Source organism: Microcoleus sp. A003_D6 (assembly GCF_036702825.1).
GTDB lineage: Bacteria > Cyanobacteriota > Cyanobacteriia > Cyanobacteriales > Microcoleaceae > Microcoleus.
The window spans coordinates 1-14,784 of record NZ_JAUBWA010000145.1; the positions used below are offsets into that span (position 1 = coordinate 1).

The 14,784-nt window shown below is 45.6% G+C and carries 16 protein-coding genes; 7 read left to right on the forward strand and 9 right to left on the reverse strand.

The annotated features are described in order from the left end of the window. Nucleotides 1-148: 148 nt before the first annotated feature. The 3 genes from QUB70_RS27715 to QUB70_RS27725 all read right to left on the reverse strand — a co-directional run bounded on the left by QUB70_RS27715 (nt 149) and on the right by QUB70_RS27725 (nt 3,400). On the reverse strand, nt 149-1,042 hold the full coding sequence (locus QUB70_RS27715) for a hypothetical protein (protein WP_332984763.1): 894 nt from the start codon (nt 1,040-1,042) through the stop codon (nt 149-151). Nucleotides 1,043-1,143: 101 nt separating this feature from the next. Beyond that, nucleotides 1,144-1,578, reverse strand: coding sequence for a hypothetical protein (locus tag QUB70_RS27720; RefSeq protein WP_332984764.1), 435 nt, complete (start codon nt 1,576-1,578; stop codon nt 1,144-1,146). Nucleotides 1,579-1,642: 64 nt separating this feature from the next. Further along, the gene (locus tag QUB70_RS27725) at nt 1,643-3,400 is read right to left on the reverse strand and encodes a serine/threonine protein kinase (protein ID WP_332984765.1); all 1,758 of its coding nucleotides are present in this window, start codon (nt 3,398-3,400) and stop codon (nt 1,643-1,645) included. A 638-nt stretch (nt 3,401-4,038) separates the two neighbouring features. On the opposite strand from QUB70_RS27725, the gene QUB70_RS27730 reads away from it, so the two are divergent. From QUB70_RS27730 to QUB70_RS27740, 3 genes are all read left to right on the forward strand, one after another. After that, on the forward strand, nt 4,039-5,469 hold the full coding sequence (locus QUB70_RS27730; protein ID WP_332984766.1) for a form I ribulose bisphosphate carboxylase large subunit: 1,431 nt from the start codon (nt 4,039-4,041) through the stop codon (nt 5,467-5,469). A gap of 137 nt (nt 5,470-5,606) precedes the next feature. Then, nucleotides 5,607-6,017: a RuBisCO chaperone RbcX gene (rcbX, locus tag QUB70_RS27735; RefSeq protein WP_332984767.1), complete on the forward strand. Its 411-nt coding sequence runs from the start codon at nt 5,607-5,609 to the stop codon at nt 6,015-6,017. A 44-nt stretch (nt 6,018-6,061) separates the two neighbouring features. Then, complete coding sequence (locus QUB70_RS27740; RefSeq protein ID WP_332984768.1) at nt 6,062-6,397, forward strand: ribulose bisphosphate carboxylase small subunit; 336 nt, start codon at nt 6,062-6,064, stop codon at nt 6,395-6,397. Nucleotides 6,398-6,691: 294 nt separating this feature from the next. Here the strand turns inward: QUB70_RS27740 and QUB70_RS27745 are convergent, their stop codons facing one another. After that, nucleotides 6,692-7,330 (reverse strand): restriction endonuclease subunit R, encoded by a 639-nt coding sequence (locus tag QUB70_RS27745; RefSeq protein WP_332984769.1) that lies wholly within the window; start codon nt 7,328-7,330, stop codon nt 6,692-6,694. A gap of 70 nt (nt 7,331-7,400) precedes the next feature. Here QUB70_RS27745 and QUB70_RS27750 point away from each other — a divergent pair, with 70 nt between their 5' ends. Then, the gene (locus QUB70_RS27750) at nt 7,401-7,676 is read left to right on the forward strand and encodes a hypothetical protein (RefSeq protein ID WP_332984771.1); all 276 of its coding nucleotides are present in this window, start codon (nt 7,401-7,403) and stop codon (nt 7,674-7,676) included. A gap of 27 nt (nt 7,677-7,703) precedes the next feature. Here the strand turns inward: QUB70_RS27750 and QUB70_RS27755 are convergent, their stop codons facing one another. Then, complete coding sequence (locus tag QUB70_RS27755; protein ID WP_332984773.1) at nt 7,704-7,937, reverse strand: hypothetical protein; 234 nt, start codon at nt 7,935-7,937, stop codon at nt 7,704-7,706. A gap of 9 nt (nt 7,938-7,946) precedes the next feature. Next, on the reverse strand, nt 7,947-9,185 hold the full coding sequence (locus QUB70_RS27760; protein ID WP_332984774.1) for a hypothetical protein: 1,239 nt from the start codon (nt 9,183-9,185) through the stop codon (nt 7,947-7,949). 252 nt (nt 9,186-9,437) lie between these two features. Here QUB70_RS27760 and QUB70_RS27765 point away from each other — a divergent pair, with 252 nt between their 5' ends. Further along, on the forward strand, nt 9,438-9,707 hold the full coding sequence (locus tag QUB70_RS27765) for a hypothetical protein (RefSeq protein WP_332984775.1): 270 nt from the start codon (nt 9,438-9,440) through the stop codon (nt 9,705-9,707). A gap of 106 nt (nt 9,708-9,813) precedes the next feature. Here QUB70_RS27765 and QUB70_RS27770 read toward each other — a convergent pair whose 3' ends face one another. After that, nucleotides 9,814-10,188, reverse strand: a complete 375-nt coding sequence (locus tag QUB70_RS27770; protein ID WP_332984777.1) for a hypothetical protein — start codon at nt 10,186-10,188, stop codon at nt 9,814-9,816. 261 nt (nt 10,189-10,449) lie between these two features. Between QUB70_RS27770 and QUB70_RS27775 the strand changes: the two genes are divergently transcribed. Continuing rightward, nucleotides 10,450-11,019 carry a Uma2 family endonuclease gene (locus tag QUB70_RS27775; protein ID WP_332984778.1) on the forward strand — a complete coding sequence of 190 codons (570 nt, stop codon included), beginning with the start codon at nt 10,450-10,452 and terminating at the stop codon, nt 11,017-11,019. Nucleotides 11,020-11,096: 77 nt separating this feature from the next. Here the strand turns inward: QUB70_RS27775 and ruvC are convergent, their stop codons facing one another. Both ruvC and bchI read right to left on the reverse strand, forming a co-directional pair. Continuing rightward, nucleotides 11,097-11,630 carry a crossover junction endodeoxyribonuclease RuvC gene (gene ruvC / locus QUB70_RS27780; protein ID WP_332984780.1) on the reverse strand — a complete coding sequence of 178 codons (534 nt, stop codon included), beginning with the start codon at nt 11,628-11,630 and terminating at the stop codon, nt 11,097-11,099. A gap of 101 nt (nt 11,631-11,731) precedes the next feature. Beyond that, nucleotides 11,732-12,847 carry a magnesium chelatase ATPase subunit I gene (gene bchI / locus QUB70_RS27785; RefSeq protein ID WP_442927839.1) on the reverse strand — a complete coding sequence of 372 codons (1,116 nt, stop codon included), beginning with the start codon at nt 12,845-12,847 and terminating at the stop codon, nt 11,732-11,734. A gap of 407 nt (nt 12,848-13,254) precedes the next feature. Here bchI and QUB70_RS27790 point away from each other — a divergent pair, with 407 nt between their 5' ends. Further along, on the forward strand, nt 13,255-14,733 hold the full coding sequence (locus tag QUB70_RS27790) for a pre-peptidase C-terminal domain-containing protein (RefSeq protein ID WP_332984779.1): 1,479 nt from the start codon (nt 13,255-13,257) through the stop codon (nt 14,731-14,733). Nucleotides 14,734-14,784 lie beyond the last annotated feature (51 nt).

Genomic DNA, 14,784 nt, shown 5'->3' on the forward strand with positions numbered 1-14,784 from the left:
CCCATTCCACAAGAAAAAAAATTTTGTGGGATGGGCCGGAGAGCCCGTCCTAGTTATTTTTGCAAGAGGTCTAATAAGCTGTTACGCATTTAAAATAGTATTGTAGGGTGCGTCAGCCCTATCTTGTTTCCCTTGCTTAGTAAGTGTTCTAGCTGACGCACCCTACAGGCCTCGTTAGCGGTTTAAATGTCGAACAGCTTACTATTTTAAATGGGTAACAGCTTAGCTGGTGAGAAATCTTTTGTTGCCATCCATCTCTAGAACAAGAACTTCCTCCTGTTTTAGGTGCTAGAGTAGATAAACACCAATAATTTTTACCATCAAACACAACGCCTTTTTTGATATATTGTAACTCAGAGAGAGGTTGCCACGGTCGCTCGATATTAGACTCGTCATAATATCGATATTGTTTTCCCTTGACCTCTAAACCCCGATCCGTACCTCCCAACCAATAACGACCTTCTTGAATTATGTTTGATGACGATTTTTGTTGATTGCTATCTGTCTTTTTCTCAATCCACCAATTCCTCACAAAACGTTTTGTATTTTCAGAACCTCTTGTCGTAGCGACTATAACTAGCAGTTCTCCTTGTTGATTGATAAACTCAAAACGACAAGGCCCCTCTCCTGTACCAGAACAATCCTTAATCTCTTTATATCCTAAATCAAATAGCTCTTTAACCGAACTATCTCTGAGGTTAGGTTGACCCTGTAAGCTGGGATGCCAGCCTTGTTGAATCAGGATTTGACGCGCGTCTTTGTATGGCATACCTTGTTGAAGAGGTATTTTTTTTGGGGAATTTACAGAATTTTCAAGGCTAACTTGAACTTCTTCACTTAAAGCAACGATTATTGATTTTTTTTCGGGATTATTGAGGATTTTTTTGTGACTTGCTGTATCGATGTTTGCACTATTTATGCTAGAAATTTGTTGCTGTGGGGCTGCACCTGCAAAACTTGTAGATCCAATGGCGATTAGTCCCATCAATGGTGCAATAATTCTGGTTGTAACAAGAGTGCGATCGCATATCCAATTTTTCATACTCATCGGTTAAAAACCTTTCTTTTTACAGAATTGTGTAAAGATGACCTCGACTCTAGGACTTATCTTGGATCGATGCTGCGGTGTAAGGCGATCGAGTCTCACAATCCACAATTGGAAATATACATTTCGCGTCGAATTGCTGACCATTCACTAATGCCGATGCGATCGCTTTTGGGAATTTGCTGTCCGGTTCGTTGAGGATGGCGGCTGTAAAAAATTGTATCTGCAAGTATATCGTAGGTTTGTTCGTAGGTTTCGCCGTTAATTACTGTGAATTCCCATCCTGTATCTCCTGGGGCGGGCCTAAAGCAGACTTCTTGTACCGACTTGACTCGCGGATCGATCGCCTCGCGCAATCTCCGCCATTGATTGCTATATTCGCGATCGCCCGCTTGGAGTTTGCGATTGTTTAGTTGAGGATTAACCCTGTAGAATAGGATATCTGTCAATCGATCTACGGCTTGTTCTCGCGATTCAGCTTTGGCGAGATTGGGGCTGCTGAGCACAAGGGCGATCGCCAAACTACAAACCATTGAAAATCTTGAGACGAACTTAAGTGATAATGACTTGATTAGCATAGAGATTTGATATTTATTCTTACCGCCAACCCAACCACCTTAACAAAGGCACAACCAAATAATGACTGACTCCCAAACAAAGCCCGATCGCACTTCCCAACAAACCAAAAAATGCCACAGTACCCCAAACTTGCAGCCAGCCGATTACAGCGTAAGACGGCGACATAATCCCAAAGAAACTCCCTGGAAAAATGCTCAAAGCATTTAGAAACAGAAACAGTCCCGTAGAACAAACAGCCACTACCAAAGCGTGCACCAATTGGTGACTCCGCAAACCCATTCCGATCGTTAAAGTGGCGATCGCAAAAGCTCCCAAAATAATCCCCTGCACGCCGCTAGAAGCTGTTGCTTCCATCCAGCACAAACCCGCTAACAAATAGCCTTGAACTCCCATCATTGCTGACAGCCAATACTGTTTGTGCTGGCGAAAACCCCCCGCATCCGTCAAACCGATCGCAGTTCCCAACCCCGCAAATCCAAACAGCAGCACTTCCGGCCCGACAGCGAAAGTCATGTTAGGAATTAATTGGTGCAAACCTTCATTCAGAAAACTGGCAATTTCCGGGCCAATAGGCGAAGCATAGCCCAAAACCAAACCGCCGATCGCCCCCGCACTTCCACCAACGCCACCGAGCACCATTTCCCAGCCCGTATCCAGAGAAGCTACCACGATTTGGGCGATCGCGCCAAACACAAAACCAGTCAGGCTGACAGTTTTTTGCGCCCCCGCCACCACTACTTGGCGGCAGAATTCTACAATAGCTTGACCGATTGGGGCGATGGCAATTTTGCCGTTACTCCTAGCATAAATCTCCTGCAAACGCGATCGAACATCCGCTGCGGAAGCCGGACGCTGCTGCACGTTCGATCGCACCATATCGTCCAACAAATTCGCAAAATCGCGACTCACAGATACGATGTGGCGCCACCGCAACTCCCCCGTCATCGGATCTTCAATTTCCGCTGGATACTTCCCCGTCAGCAAATGAATGCAAGTCCGCCCGAGGGCATAAAAATCCGTCGCCGGCCCCACACCGCCGCCCGCAATTTGTTCCGGCGGGCTGTACCCGGGGGAAATCAACCGCGTCGAACTCGGAGAATCTTTCCCCACCGGTTCGACACCGCCCATCTGTTTAACTCCCCCAAAGTCGATCGCCACCAATTGCAGTCCGCCCAAACCCTTGCTCAGCAAAACTTGTGGCGATTCCGGGTATCGCAGCATCAAATTGCTCGGTTTAATGTCGCGGTGAATAATCTGACACCTGTGCAACTCCTCTAAAATTTCCACAGCTTGACTCAGCCAGCTAAACACCCATTCCTGCGGACACCCTTGGGGGTGCTCGTCGAGAACTTCTTCTAAAGTTTTGCCGTGAATCTTTTCCATTACCAAACAAGGCAGCCGCCTCGCCGCAGCATTTCCCTGCCCGCCTGCAAAATTTTGCGTTTGGACGTGAAAATAACCGTCAGGCTCGACTCTGGGGACGCCCGGATGCCGCAAAAGCGCCAAAACCCAAGCTTCTTGCTCGAACAGTTTCAGCGCTTTCGGGGAAGTTTCCAGCAACACTTTCAGGACGCGCTCAGTTTCAGTTTCTGTGTCCCAAACTGTGAAAATTGCTGCAAAACCGCCGGAACCGAGGCCTTGTAGAGGCACGTAGCGATTTTTTAGCCGCAGGGGAGCCCCGCAACTATGACAAAAATTGTTGCCCCAAGTCTGAGGGTAGGGCCTTGGGCAATCTGGATTGATGCAGTGGACGGCTTTTGAAGGGGGGTGAGGCACAACCAGAGTAAAAATGGGGCTAAATATCCATAGTAGACTTACGCGCAGCTAACGCAGAAACCCGGTTTTCAGCGAGGTTACATGGCTGTAACGACGGATTGCGTTTGAGAAACAAGGTTGCTGCACAAGTCCTGTCCATATTATGTGCTATGCTGTCGATTTTTGAGTTGGCAGTCTGAGAGTCACGGGATTTTAGATTTTAGATTTTAGATTGGGGATTTTAGATTGCATACTCGATTGAAGTTGAGATCGATCTCAACTGCAAACCACAACTTTAGGTATTTCTAACTAATTCCCGCTGACCGATTACCCATTAACAATTACCCCTTACCAATTCTGATTTTTGAGTATCAAATTCTTTACACATAGCGTATTTATCCGCTGTTCGGCTCGCTGCACAATATCTTTCGCTCGATCGAAATTCCCGCCCCGCTCTGCGATCCCCAGCCTTTCCCCCTGCATCCTTCGCCGCTTTCATTTTATAAGATATGTTACAAATATTGTCTTAATGTAAAGCAAAATAAATAATACTTATGATGATTAAAAGAATATTAAAATTTTAGAGTGCCACTTTATTGATATATTTTTAACAGCCTGCGATCGGGCAAAAAAATTAAGCGAATACTAGGAAGCGAGATATGGCTTACGCTAAAACCCAAACTCAGTCAAAGGCTGGGTATAAAGCCGGAGTTCAAGACTATAAACTAACGTATTACACGCCGGACTACACCCCAAAAGATACAGATATTTTGGCGGCTTTCCGCGTAACACCGCAGCCGGGAGTTCCCCCTGAAGAAGCTGGAGCTGCTGTGGCCGCTGAATCTTCCACCGGTACATGGACAACTGTGTGGACTGACCTCCTGACCGACCTCGACCGCTACAAAGGGCGCTGCTACGACATCGAGCCAGTTCCCGGCGAAGACAACCAATACATCTGCTTCATTGCTTATCCTTTGGATTTGTTTGAAGAAGGTTCCGTCACCAACTTGCTGACCTCTTTGGTCGGTAACGTGTTCGGTTTCAAAGCTCTGCGCGCTCTGCGGTTGGAAGACTTGCGGGTTCCCATTGCTTACCTGAAAACCTTCCAAGGCCCTCCTCACGGTATTACCGTTGAGCGGGACAAATTGAACAAGTACGGTCGTCCTTTGCTGGGCTGTACAATTAAACCCAAATTGGGTCTGTCTGCTAAGAACTACGGCCGTGCCGTTTACGAAGTTCTGCGCGGCGGTTTGGACTTCACCAAAGACGACGAAAACATCAACTCGCAGCCGTTCATGCGCTGGCGCGATCGTTTCTTGTTCGTTCAAGAAGCTATTGAAAAAGCACAAGCAGAAACCGGCGAAGTCAAGGGTCACTACCTCAACGTAACCGCCCCTACCTGCGAAGAAATGATGGAGCGGGCTGAGTTCGCTAAGGAAATCAAAACCCCGATCATCATGCACGACTACCTGACCGGTGGTTTCACTGCAAACACCACCTTGGCCAAATGGTGCCGCCGCAACGGTATCTTGCTGCACATCCACCGCGCCATGCACGCCGTTATCGACCGTCAAAAAAACCACGGTATCCACTTCCGCGTACTTGCCAAGTGCTTGCGGATGTCCGGCGGCGACCACCTGCACTCCGGTACAGTTGTGGGCAAACTCGAAGGCGAAAAAGGCATCACGATGGGCTTCGTAGACTTGATGCGCGAAGACCACATCGAAGAAGACCGCAGCCGCGGTATTTACTTCACCCAAGATTGGGCCTCCATGCCCGGCGTCATGCCGGTTGCATCTGGCGGTATCCACATCTGGCATATGCCAGCTTTGGTGGAAATCTTCGGCGACGACTCCTGCTTGCAGTTCGGCGGCGGCACCTTGGGCCACCCTTGGGGCAACGCACCTGGTGCAACTGCTAACCGCGTTGCTTTGGAAGCTTGCGTCCAAGCTCGTAACGAAGGCCGCAACTTGATGCGCGAAGGCGGCGACGTGATTCGCGAAGCTTGTAAGTGGAGCCCCGAACTGGCTGTTGCTTGCGAACTCTGGAAAGAAATCAAGTTTGAGTTCGAGGCAATGGATACCGTTTGATGATTTTGGGTTTGAGATTTTAGGTTTTAGGTAGCAAACTTGCTGTGGAGTCTTTATCTTTGAAGAAGATTTACAAGTAAGTTTGCATCCAAAATCTAAAATCCAAAATCTAAAATTTGAGGGAGCTGGGGTCAAAAATGGATCTCAAACAAGTTGCGAAAGACACCGCTAAGGTGCTGGCAAGTTACCTAACCTATCAATCCGTGCGGATTGTGGTCGCTCAGTTGAGCGAAACCAATCCTCCTCTGGCAATCTGGTTGAATGACTTTTCCACTAAGGGCAAAATCCAAGATGGAGAAGCTTACATTCAAGAGTTGCTTTTGGAAAATCAAGATTTAGGATTTCGGATCATGACTGTGCGAGAGTATCTGGCTCACGATGTGACGGAATTTTTGCCAGAAATGGTTTGTACTGGCATTCAACAGTCGAATATGGAACACAGACGCCAGCATTTAGAGCGAATTACGCAACTTAATTGGTCTGTTTCTATCAGTAATCCTGAAACATCAATAGATTCTGAACCGAATCTGGATAATTTGTCGAGTTAATCGATCGACAAGTGCGATCGAACACACACCTTAGAGATACAAAAATGAAAACTTTACCTAAAGAGCGTCGTTACGAAACTCTGTCCTATTTGCCCCCGCTGACAGACTCGCAAATTGCCAAGCAACTGCAATACATCTTGGATCAAGGTTACATTCCCGGCGTTGAATTCAACGAAACCTCTGCTGCTGAAATGCGCTACTGGACTTTGTGGAAGTTGCCTTTGTTTGGTGCTCGCAGCGTCCAAGAAATCATGTCTGAAATTCAAGCTTGCCGCCAAGAAAATCCGACGTGTTACATCCGCGTCATGGGTTTTGACAACGTGAAGCAATGCCAAGTGCTGAGCTTCATCGTGCACAAGCCTAACACCAGAGGCTACTAAAAAGTATTGGCTGGCTAATCTAACTTTTAGGTTAACAGTCATTGCTAATTGGAGGCGGGAATTATTCCCAGCCTCTTTTTTATTGTAGCTATTGAGGACACGGCAATGCCGTTTCCCTACCTCAACATCATCATGTTTAGGACACGGCAATGCCGTTTCCCTACCTCAATATCATCATGTTTAGGACACGGCAATGCCGTTTCCCTACCTCAACATTATCAATCTTCCTTTTCTGATGTAACCATCGCCCGATTAATTGTAGGGAAACGGCACTGCCGTTTCCTGGCTCATTTTTTATAGCTTGCAAATGGCTTTTAACACTTGCAGCAACAAAATTGAAGATTCCGGTTCCATCAGGTTTAGCAAAGACAATAGCTGATAGGTTGGGTTATGCCCCCCCTGAATATTGACGAACTGATAGTGCATTCCGTTTGTTGTCAAACCCCAGATTGTGTCTTGATATTTTAAATTTTGATAAGCATAGGTTAGCAATTGGGATAAACCCATCAATGCGTTGATTCCACAATTTTTACTTTCAATCACCAAAACCCAAAAATATGTATCGCTTCTGATAGGTTTTATCTTGTTGACAGCCAAGATATCAAACCGTCCTTTAACGATTGTATCTTCATCTTCAATGCTAATTTCGGCGATGTCTTGTTCTAAACTAATTTTAATCGGGCGGCGGTAGAAGCCAGCCAATCGCATTAAGGGAAAGGTAGTCAGAGCTTTTACCAGTCCTTCAGAAACTCGATCCGTTGAAATATAGTCATCGAAATCATCCCTAATTTGTATAAGTTCCTGCTGTTCGTGTTCTGTGATATCTTCAAGGGATAGCAGAGAGGTAAATGAGTTAGTGTACTGCTTTTGAAAGCCGAACAGACGGTGTACTTCTGCTAAAGTTAGGTTTTTGGCGTTAATAGTTGTCGTCATATTTTGATATGTATTTAAGTTTTAGCTATAATTTTAACATAGAGATTGCGGTGATCGAGTAGCAAAATCCATGACCCCGAAAGAAGCACGAGAATTATCTATCAGTTTAAAACTTCCTGAATTAGTAGGAACTGCCTTAGAGATTCAGCAAGCAGAAATCATTAGAGCAGAGAAACTTCAACAAGTTCCCTTTTTTGAGGCTAACTGGGAAATGTTTATGACAGAGCTTGAAAATAGAGATTACTATGACAACTCTCTCCAGCTACTCAGACAAAATGATGTCGCTAAATTTTGGATAAAATACCGCGAATTAGATTTTTGGCAACTTCTAAAGCTTTTTCAGTAAAGTTGCACATTCACCATTTAATTTATTTTAATCTATCCTCTCCATCACAATACAGTCAACAATTTCGTATCCCCAATTATAGTGTTTATTTGCCAGTTGCTTTGCCATGTCATATTCACCTAAATAACACAGTTCAGCTAACTTTTGATATCCTTCCTCTTTCTCTTGCTGCCCTCTTTCCCGGCGCAGCCTTTTTCTTTCTGCTTCTGAGAGAGAAGGTCTTTCTAAACCAAATACATCTATTTCGCTAATTCGTTGCATGGTTGCCTCCTAAAAAGGAATTGATTCTACGATCTCACCGTCAACTATTTCGTAGCCCCATTCTGGATGTTCGGTGATTTGTTTTTCAATCATACTCCGACCCATCGGAGTTTTGCAAGCTTTCTGCAAAAGTTCAATACTGGGAGCTTCAACAACTGAGTCTGACTCTTTTTCCTTACTTTCCTGTTGTTCTACTAAAGTTCTGGGGGAAAGGGTGTTAGCAGTCGATGGTGTGAGGGAAATTTGAGGTGCGATAGCTTCCAGTTTCTTCATGACACTTTCTTTTGTAAATTGAGGTTTTTCTGTAAAGGAAGGTGGCATATAAGGTGTCTGCACTCCTAGATTTTTGGCTTTGAGTGCATCATCCGCAAGCCGATCGCACTTTCGCAAAAAACCCTCCCACAAATCTTTACCCAACACGGGATTTCTCAAGTCAGCACGGGCTTTAGATACCGCTGCTTCCAGCGGTTCGCCCTTGTGCACATAATACTGAATTCGCTCCTCCTCAAACGCCGGATAAGGCACTTCCGGCTCAATTTCCCAATCTCGCTTAACTTTCTGACTTTCTCCTAAAGGAATTCCGGCGATAAATTCGTCCCAAAAAATCGAGGTTAAGCCTTTTGTCATGCTGTCAATAATTTTAAATGCCCAGCCAGAAGGATTGCCAAACCATAAATTACGTTCTTTGGCATATGCTTCTAAAGCTCGCTGAAAGTTGTGCAGTTGTTCTTTGGAGTTCCAAGGGCCGCTAAATCGGTAATTTGGGGTAACAGCAACGGCTATTTGCTGGCGCGGTTGACCGAAATATTTATCGGTTTTAACTGCATGATTTTCGGGGGGAGTTTCGGCTATTATTTCTACATGGTGATTGTTATTTGCGGGGATTGTTTGTGTTATAATATCAGCAGGATTATTAGTTAAAAGTTTATTAATTTTTTCCTCGAAAGCGTCAATGTCCGCCCAGAGTTCTAGAGTGTCGGTGTTGCAGTTTGTTGACTTTTGTTTGAGGAGCGATCGCACTTTGAGTTGCTGTCTCGCTAATTCCTGTTCTTCCTGATTTAAACCGGTGGCTTTTTCGATTTCTGTGCTGTTAGTTTTCACCCATTCGCCGGAGTAGGAATGTTGTGCTTGCCATTGCAATAATTGGCACAGAAAAATACTGGCCGTGACTCCGCCGGTGATTTTGGCTAGTTTGGGATAGTAGATGGCGGGATTTCCTAAATTTCCTAAAAATATTCCTATTTTCATTTTGTATATTCCTAAGTTTTGTAATAGTAGGGTGCGCCGCGTGCAACTTACCGTTTAATAGGAGGCTGCGAATTGGGCACCTTACCTCGACTAAACTAGCATTGAAAAACTTAAGATTTTCTTTAAGCTTCTGTCTATTCCCGACTGAATGGAGTTTCTAGAGGAAAGACGGGGATCGCATATTCGATCGCCTGATTGACAGGACTGACTTAAACGTAATAATAAATTATTTACTGTACAGATCCTCCCAAAATGAATCCAGACCGCCAAGAGGCTTATTTGAACTTAATCGAGCGAGTGCTTACCTGTCCCAACGGCCAAGAACCAGAGGTTTTGAGTTCCTGTTCCGATTTAATTGATGCGGGATTTGTGCAACTGCTAATCCAGATATCGGCTTCAATGGCCCGCGAAGGTGACAAAGATACTGCTAATTTTTTAGTGCAACTTGCTCGTTTGCTGGGGAAATCTTTGGGTTTGTCGCCGGATTTGGTGCCGGCGGGGTACAGCAGTGCACAGGGGTAGACAAGAATTGCGATCGCCTCGTTGTATCATGTTTTGAGAAATGAGGGCGATTCCCTACCCTTTGGGATAGCTTTGCGTCACCTAATTTTTAAATGCAGCTATGGCTTTACAGTTTATATTCGAGAGGTTCACAAAAATCATTTACCCCTGTTTTAAACACATAAATAATCACCGCCGTCACCAAAATCTCTGGACAAACCTTTGCAGCAACTAAATCTCTAAAGGCAGCATTCAATTGTCCCTTTGTCAACTCTTCTTTTACCTCTGATTTGCAGATAGCAACGCGGCATCTTTTGGCCAATCCGTCTAACCAATTTTCCGAGATATTTGGTTCTTGTCCGGCTTGAATTGCTAGAGATATCGCTGCATCTTCGATGTTGCCTTCGCAATCTTCTATGGCGTCTAGGGCTTTTAGGGCTTCGGGATATTCCGCTAATTGCGAGCGAAATTGGGCAATTTGTTGTGAGGTAATAATCACCATATTATTTTCCTGGGTTCTCTGCTGGCGGGACAACTTTAGCAATTAAAGTTGCTATTATAGCATTTTTTTGATTTAAGTGGGAATTGGGCGATCGCACTTAATTACCTTTTCCACATATATTTTGCAATTCGCAATAGTCGGGCTGGGGCTTAAACCCCGTATTAAAGCTTAATTCCAAACTGTGATGAGTGATGTTAAAATTGACAAAAAGCGGCGCTAAAATAGGTTAGTAGGACTCATATTTCTCGGGAGTTAGGAAAAATGACAACAGTTACTTTAAACTTAGATACTGTCGAATTAACAGACGAACAATTTTACCGTTTGTGCCAAATGAATCGAGATTGGCAATTTGAACGGACTGCTAAAGGAGAAATCATCATTATGTCACCAGTAGGCGGAGTCAGCGGCAATCGAGAAGCCGATTTAATTACAGATTTGGGCTTGTGGAACCGTCAAACGCAGCTAGGGAGAGTGTTTAGTTCTTCAACTATTTTTCGCTTGCCTAATAATGGAGACAGATCTCCCGATGCGGCTTGGGTTAGCTTGGAAAGATGGTCGGCTTTAACTGATGAACAAAGGGAGAAGTTTCCGCCGATTTGTCCTGATTTTGTCATAGAATTGCGCTCGCGCACAGACCCGCTGCGACCCCTTCAGGAGAAAATGCAGGAATATCTCAATAGCGGTTTGCGTTTGGGTTGGTTGATTAATCCTCAAGACCAACAAGTGGAAATTTATCGCGCTAATCGTGAGGTGGAGATTGTACAATTTCCAGTTAGTTTGTCGGGAGAAGATGTGTTGCCGGGATTTGTGTTGAATTTGCCGATCGTTTAAAGGGGAATTAGAGAAATCGGCGATTGAAATCGCTTCTTGTCAAGCAAAGTCCGCGCAACGCGAGATTGAAGATTAGATTAAATTTTTACGGTTTGCAATGCTATTTTTTTAGGGCAAATATCATCATCATACCAACCAGTTAAAGCCACCGCCAAAGCATCCGCGGCATCATCCGGTTTCGGAATATAACCCAACTCCAACTCCCGCGCTACGGCATCTTGCACTTCGGATTTGTCAGCATTCCCGCGCCCAGTTAAAGCTTGTTTGATTTGCGCTGGCGTAAACTCGAACAGCGGCACTCCACATTGCGCCAATACCAGTGTCAAAACGCCCCGCGCTTGCGCTACCAGTATGGTATTTCCCATTTTGTAAAAGAACAGTTTTTCGGCTATTGCTACATCTGGTTTTACTTGTTCAATTACAGCGTGCAAATCTTCGTAGATTGTTTTGAGGCGCTGTCCCATTTCCTGTTTTGGCGTTGTTTTGATCACGCCGCAATCAATCATGGAAACAACATTTTCGTCTTCTTTTCCGGGGACAATTAGACAGGAAATTGCTCCGTATCCGAGGTTTGCTAAGCCCGGATCTAATCCTAAAATTCGTGTTTCCATTGCCAGAATTAGTAATTGGGCATTGGGCATTGGGCATTGGGCATTGGCGAGTAGTTTTATTACCCATTACCAATTACCCATTACCAATTACCCATTACCAATTACCCGTTACCCTCGCTTGTTTCCAGGCCGAATACCCGATCGAACACTTTGGCCACTTTATAACCCGAATCTATTGATTCTAGCGGATCTTTCCGCAATCGGTGGCGCAAACACAGGGTCATCACCCGGCGAATATCGTCCACTGTGACCTCTGTGCGGCATTCTAAGGCGGTCAAAGCTTTGGCGGCGCGGTTTGTGACCAAATCGCCCCGCAGTCCGTCTACGTCCAATTCCGCGCAAACTTGGGAAATTTTTACTCGCAAATCGCGATCGAGAATTACCGATTTCAGCCGTTCCTGGGCCTCCACCAACTTCTCCTGCATATCATCTTGCTCGTGCTGATATTTCGCGAGAAAGTCCGCCGGATTTTGGTCAAAACTCGATCGCTGTTCGACAATTTCTACTCTCAGATTCGGGTCTTTAACAGTCCGAATTTCTGCGTGCATCCCGAATCTGTCGAGCAACTGCGGCCGCAATTCTCCTTCTTCTGGATTCCCGGAACCGATGAGAATAAACTTAGCCGGGTGGCGGATCGAAATGCCTTCTCTTTCAACAGTATTCCAACCGCTGGCGGCGGAGTCGAGCAAAACATCGACTAAATGATCGTCGAGCAAATTGACTTCATCGACGTAAAGAATGCCGCGGTTGGCTTTAGCTAAAAGGCCGGGTTCAAAAGCTTTAACACCTTCGGAGAGAGCTTTCTCAATGTCGATCGTACCGCAAACTCGGTCTTCGGTCGCGCCCAAGGGTAAATCTACCATTTGGACTTTTTTGTGCGCGATTTTGATGTCAGCTTGAGCTAAAGTGCGATCGCGCACCTCATCGCTCATCAAATCCGGATCGCTGGGATGGCTGTTAAAAGGATCGTCTGCTACCACTTCAATTTCCGGCAGCAAGTCGGCGAGGGCGCGGATTGTGGTAGATTTGCCAGTACCTCGATCGCCCATAATCATCACGCCGCCAATTTTCGGATCGATGACATTCAACAGCAGCGCGAGTTTCATCTCCTCCTGCCCGACAATCGCAGTGAAGGGAAAAACAGCGCGGCGGGCTGCGGTAACATTTGGCAGAGCACCCGCATTCAGGGTATTGCTGGCTTGGGCAGTAGGACTCACAGGATAACTCAAAATATAATAATTGCTTGTTTATTGTAAGGGATAAGGGATTGCCTGGGGCGATCGATTGCGGGCGATCGCAGTTGTAGGGTGCGTCGGGGCTAGAAATTTTTGACCGATCCTGTGTGACTATTGATATTCACGCACCTTGCCCTTTCACCGATCGAGTGCAACGCCAGATTTTCTGTATTTACATAGCACCTTTGGGCTGGCAGGATGCCCACCCCACAAGAGTTTGAATCAAAATCATCAGGTACGTTAAATGCGGGTTGATGGCTAAGGAAGGGCGATCGGGCAACCCTAATGTAACGAAATGTAACGATCTTCCGGATTTCGCATAAAAACCTCAAGTTCCCCCCGATAGATATTCAAGAGCATTTTGAAGCAACTATTCTTCAGGGGTACAAATGGCTGAACTTAACATCGGGGCATTGACTGACAGCACAAGCTACACCGGTAGTGTGGACACTACAAATATTTTTGACATTTACAAATTTAACATCAACAGTCCGGGCAGTTTCCAATTGTCGATCGACAATTTGAGCGGGAATGCCGACGTATTTGTATTAAACAATAGCGGCGCAACACTTGACAGTTCAACCAGCGCGGGAACCGGTGCAGAAACAGTTAGCGCTGACAGCTTGGTAGCCGGAGACTCTACACTCAAAGTTTTGCCGATCGGCGGCGACATCAAACACACGCTGAATTTAGCACCAACTAACACTCAACCAGAATCTGACGCAGACACTCTCACCGGTGCAAAATCAGATTCTCTGTCTTCTTCTAGCAGCGTTACAATTTCTGAAAAACCGACTGCTAATAAAGATGTAATTACAGGAGATGCTGTTGGGGACAAAACCGTCACCGCAGAAGCAACATCAGCAACTATCGAAAAACCAGTTAGTGTCGGTTCCGAAACAAGCATCAAATCTGAACCGGAAAAAACTGTAACAGCGACTGAAATTGCGATCGCAACATCAGCAACTAGCGATCGACCAGTTATTGCCGGCTCCGAAACACCTCTCACATCGGAACCGGAAAAACCTGTCGTAGCGACTGAATTAGTCGCAGAAATAACCTCAACAACTACCGACAAACCAGTCACAAATGCCTCCGAAGCCACTCTCATATCGGAACCGGAAAAACCTGTAGTAGCGACTGAATCATCCGCAGAAATAACTTCAACAACTACCGACGAACCAGTCCCAGCCGCCTCCGAAATAACTCTCACATCGGAACCGGAAAAACCTGTCGCAGCGACTGAATCATCCGCAGAAATAACCTCAACAACTACCGACAAACCAGTTGCTACAGCCTCCGAAATAACTCTCACATCGGAACCGGAAAGACCTGTCGCAGCGACTGAATCTGCGGTTGAATCAACAACATCAGCAACTACCGACAAACCAGTCACAACCGCCTCCGAAACAACGATCAAATCTGAACCGGAAAAAACTGTAACAGCGACTGAAAGTGCTAGCGAAAAACTGCCAAGTGAAGAGACTAAATCTCCACCAGACAAACCACCAACTGATTCGGCAATTTCAACCGCCGAAAAACCCAGCGAAACTGCTGCCACAAACAATCCAAATAGCACAGCCGCCACCAAAACAGATGCAGTTGCAGGCGAAACACTTGCCAGTAAAGAACCAAAAACAGGCGAGACTGTAGCTGCTGCCCCAGATGCCAGCAAGCCAGCGGACAAACCGAATACCGCCACCAGCAAAGAGGAAGACAGCAAAAAAGAGGATGCAAATACTTCAATATCGACTGCTGAAACCACAAAAGAACTAGACCCATCAACTAACAAAGAACTATCAGAATCGAACCCATTTACATCCGGGACATTTGTTGTTGACAGCACGGCTCTCCTGAACTTGTGGTGATAATTTTATCTAATCAGAAAAACAAGCTAATACGCGATTTCTGAAATTATG

Excerpts from the sequence above, each read along its gene's own strand:
- QUB70_RS27715 (WP_332984763.1), bottom strand. The coding sequence starts at position 1,042 with ATGAAAAATTGGATATGCGATCGCACTCTTGTTACAACCAGAATTATT.
- QUB70_RS27720 (WP_332984764.1), bottom strand. The coding sequence starts at position 1,578 with ATGGTTTGTAGTTTGGCGATCGCCCTTGTGCTCAGCAGCCCCAATCTC.
- QUB70_RS27730 (WP_332984766.1), top strand. The coding sequence starts at position 4,039 with ATGGCTTACGCTAAAACCCAAACTCAGTCAAAGGCTGGGTATAAAGCC.
- rcbX (WP_332984767.1), top strand. The coding sequence starts at position 5,607 with ATGGATCTCAAACAAGTTGCGAAAGACACCGCTAAGGTGCTGGCAAGT.
- QUB70_RS27740 (WP_332984768.1), top strand. The coding sequence starts at position 6,062 with ATGAAAACTTTACCTAAAGAGCGTCGTTACGAAACTCTGTCCTATTTG.
- QUB70_RS27745 (WP_332984769.1), bottom strand. The coding sequence starts at position 7,330 with ATGACGACAACTATTAACGCCAAAAACCTAACTTTAGCAGAAGTACAC.
- QUB70_RS27750 (WP_332984771.1), top strand. The coding sequence starts at position 7,401 with ATGACCCCGAAAGAAGCACGAGAATTATCTATCAGTTTAAAACTTCCT.
- QUB70_RS27755 (WP_332984773.1), bottom strand. The coding sequence starts at position 7,937 with ATGCAACGAATTAGCGAAATAGATGTATTTGGTTTAGAAAGACCTTCT.
- QUB70_RS27760 (WP_332984774.1), bottom strand. The coding sequence starts at position 9,185 with ATGAAAATAGGAATATTTTTAGGAAATTTAGGAAATCCCGCCATCTAC.
- QUB70_RS27765 (WP_332984775.1), top strand. The coding sequence starts at position 9,438 with ATGAATCCAGACCGCCAAGAGGCTTATTTGAACTTAATCGAGCGAGTG.
- QUB70_RS27770 (WP_332984777.1), bottom strand. The coding sequence starts at position 10,188 with ATGGTGATTATTACCTCACAACAAATTGCCCAATTTCGCTCGCAATTA.
- QUB70_RS27775 (WP_332984778.1), top strand. The coding sequence starts at position 10,450 with ATGACAACAGTTACTTTAAACTTAGATACTGTCGAATTAACAGACGAA.
- ruvC (WP_332984780.1), bottom strand. The coding sequence starts at position 11,630 with ATGGAAACACGAATTTTAGGATTAGATCCGGGCTTAGCAAACCTCGGA.
- QUB70_RS27790 (WP_332984779.1), top strand. The coding sequence starts at position 13,255 with ATGGCTGAACTTAACATCGGGGCATTGACTGACAGCACAAGCTACACC.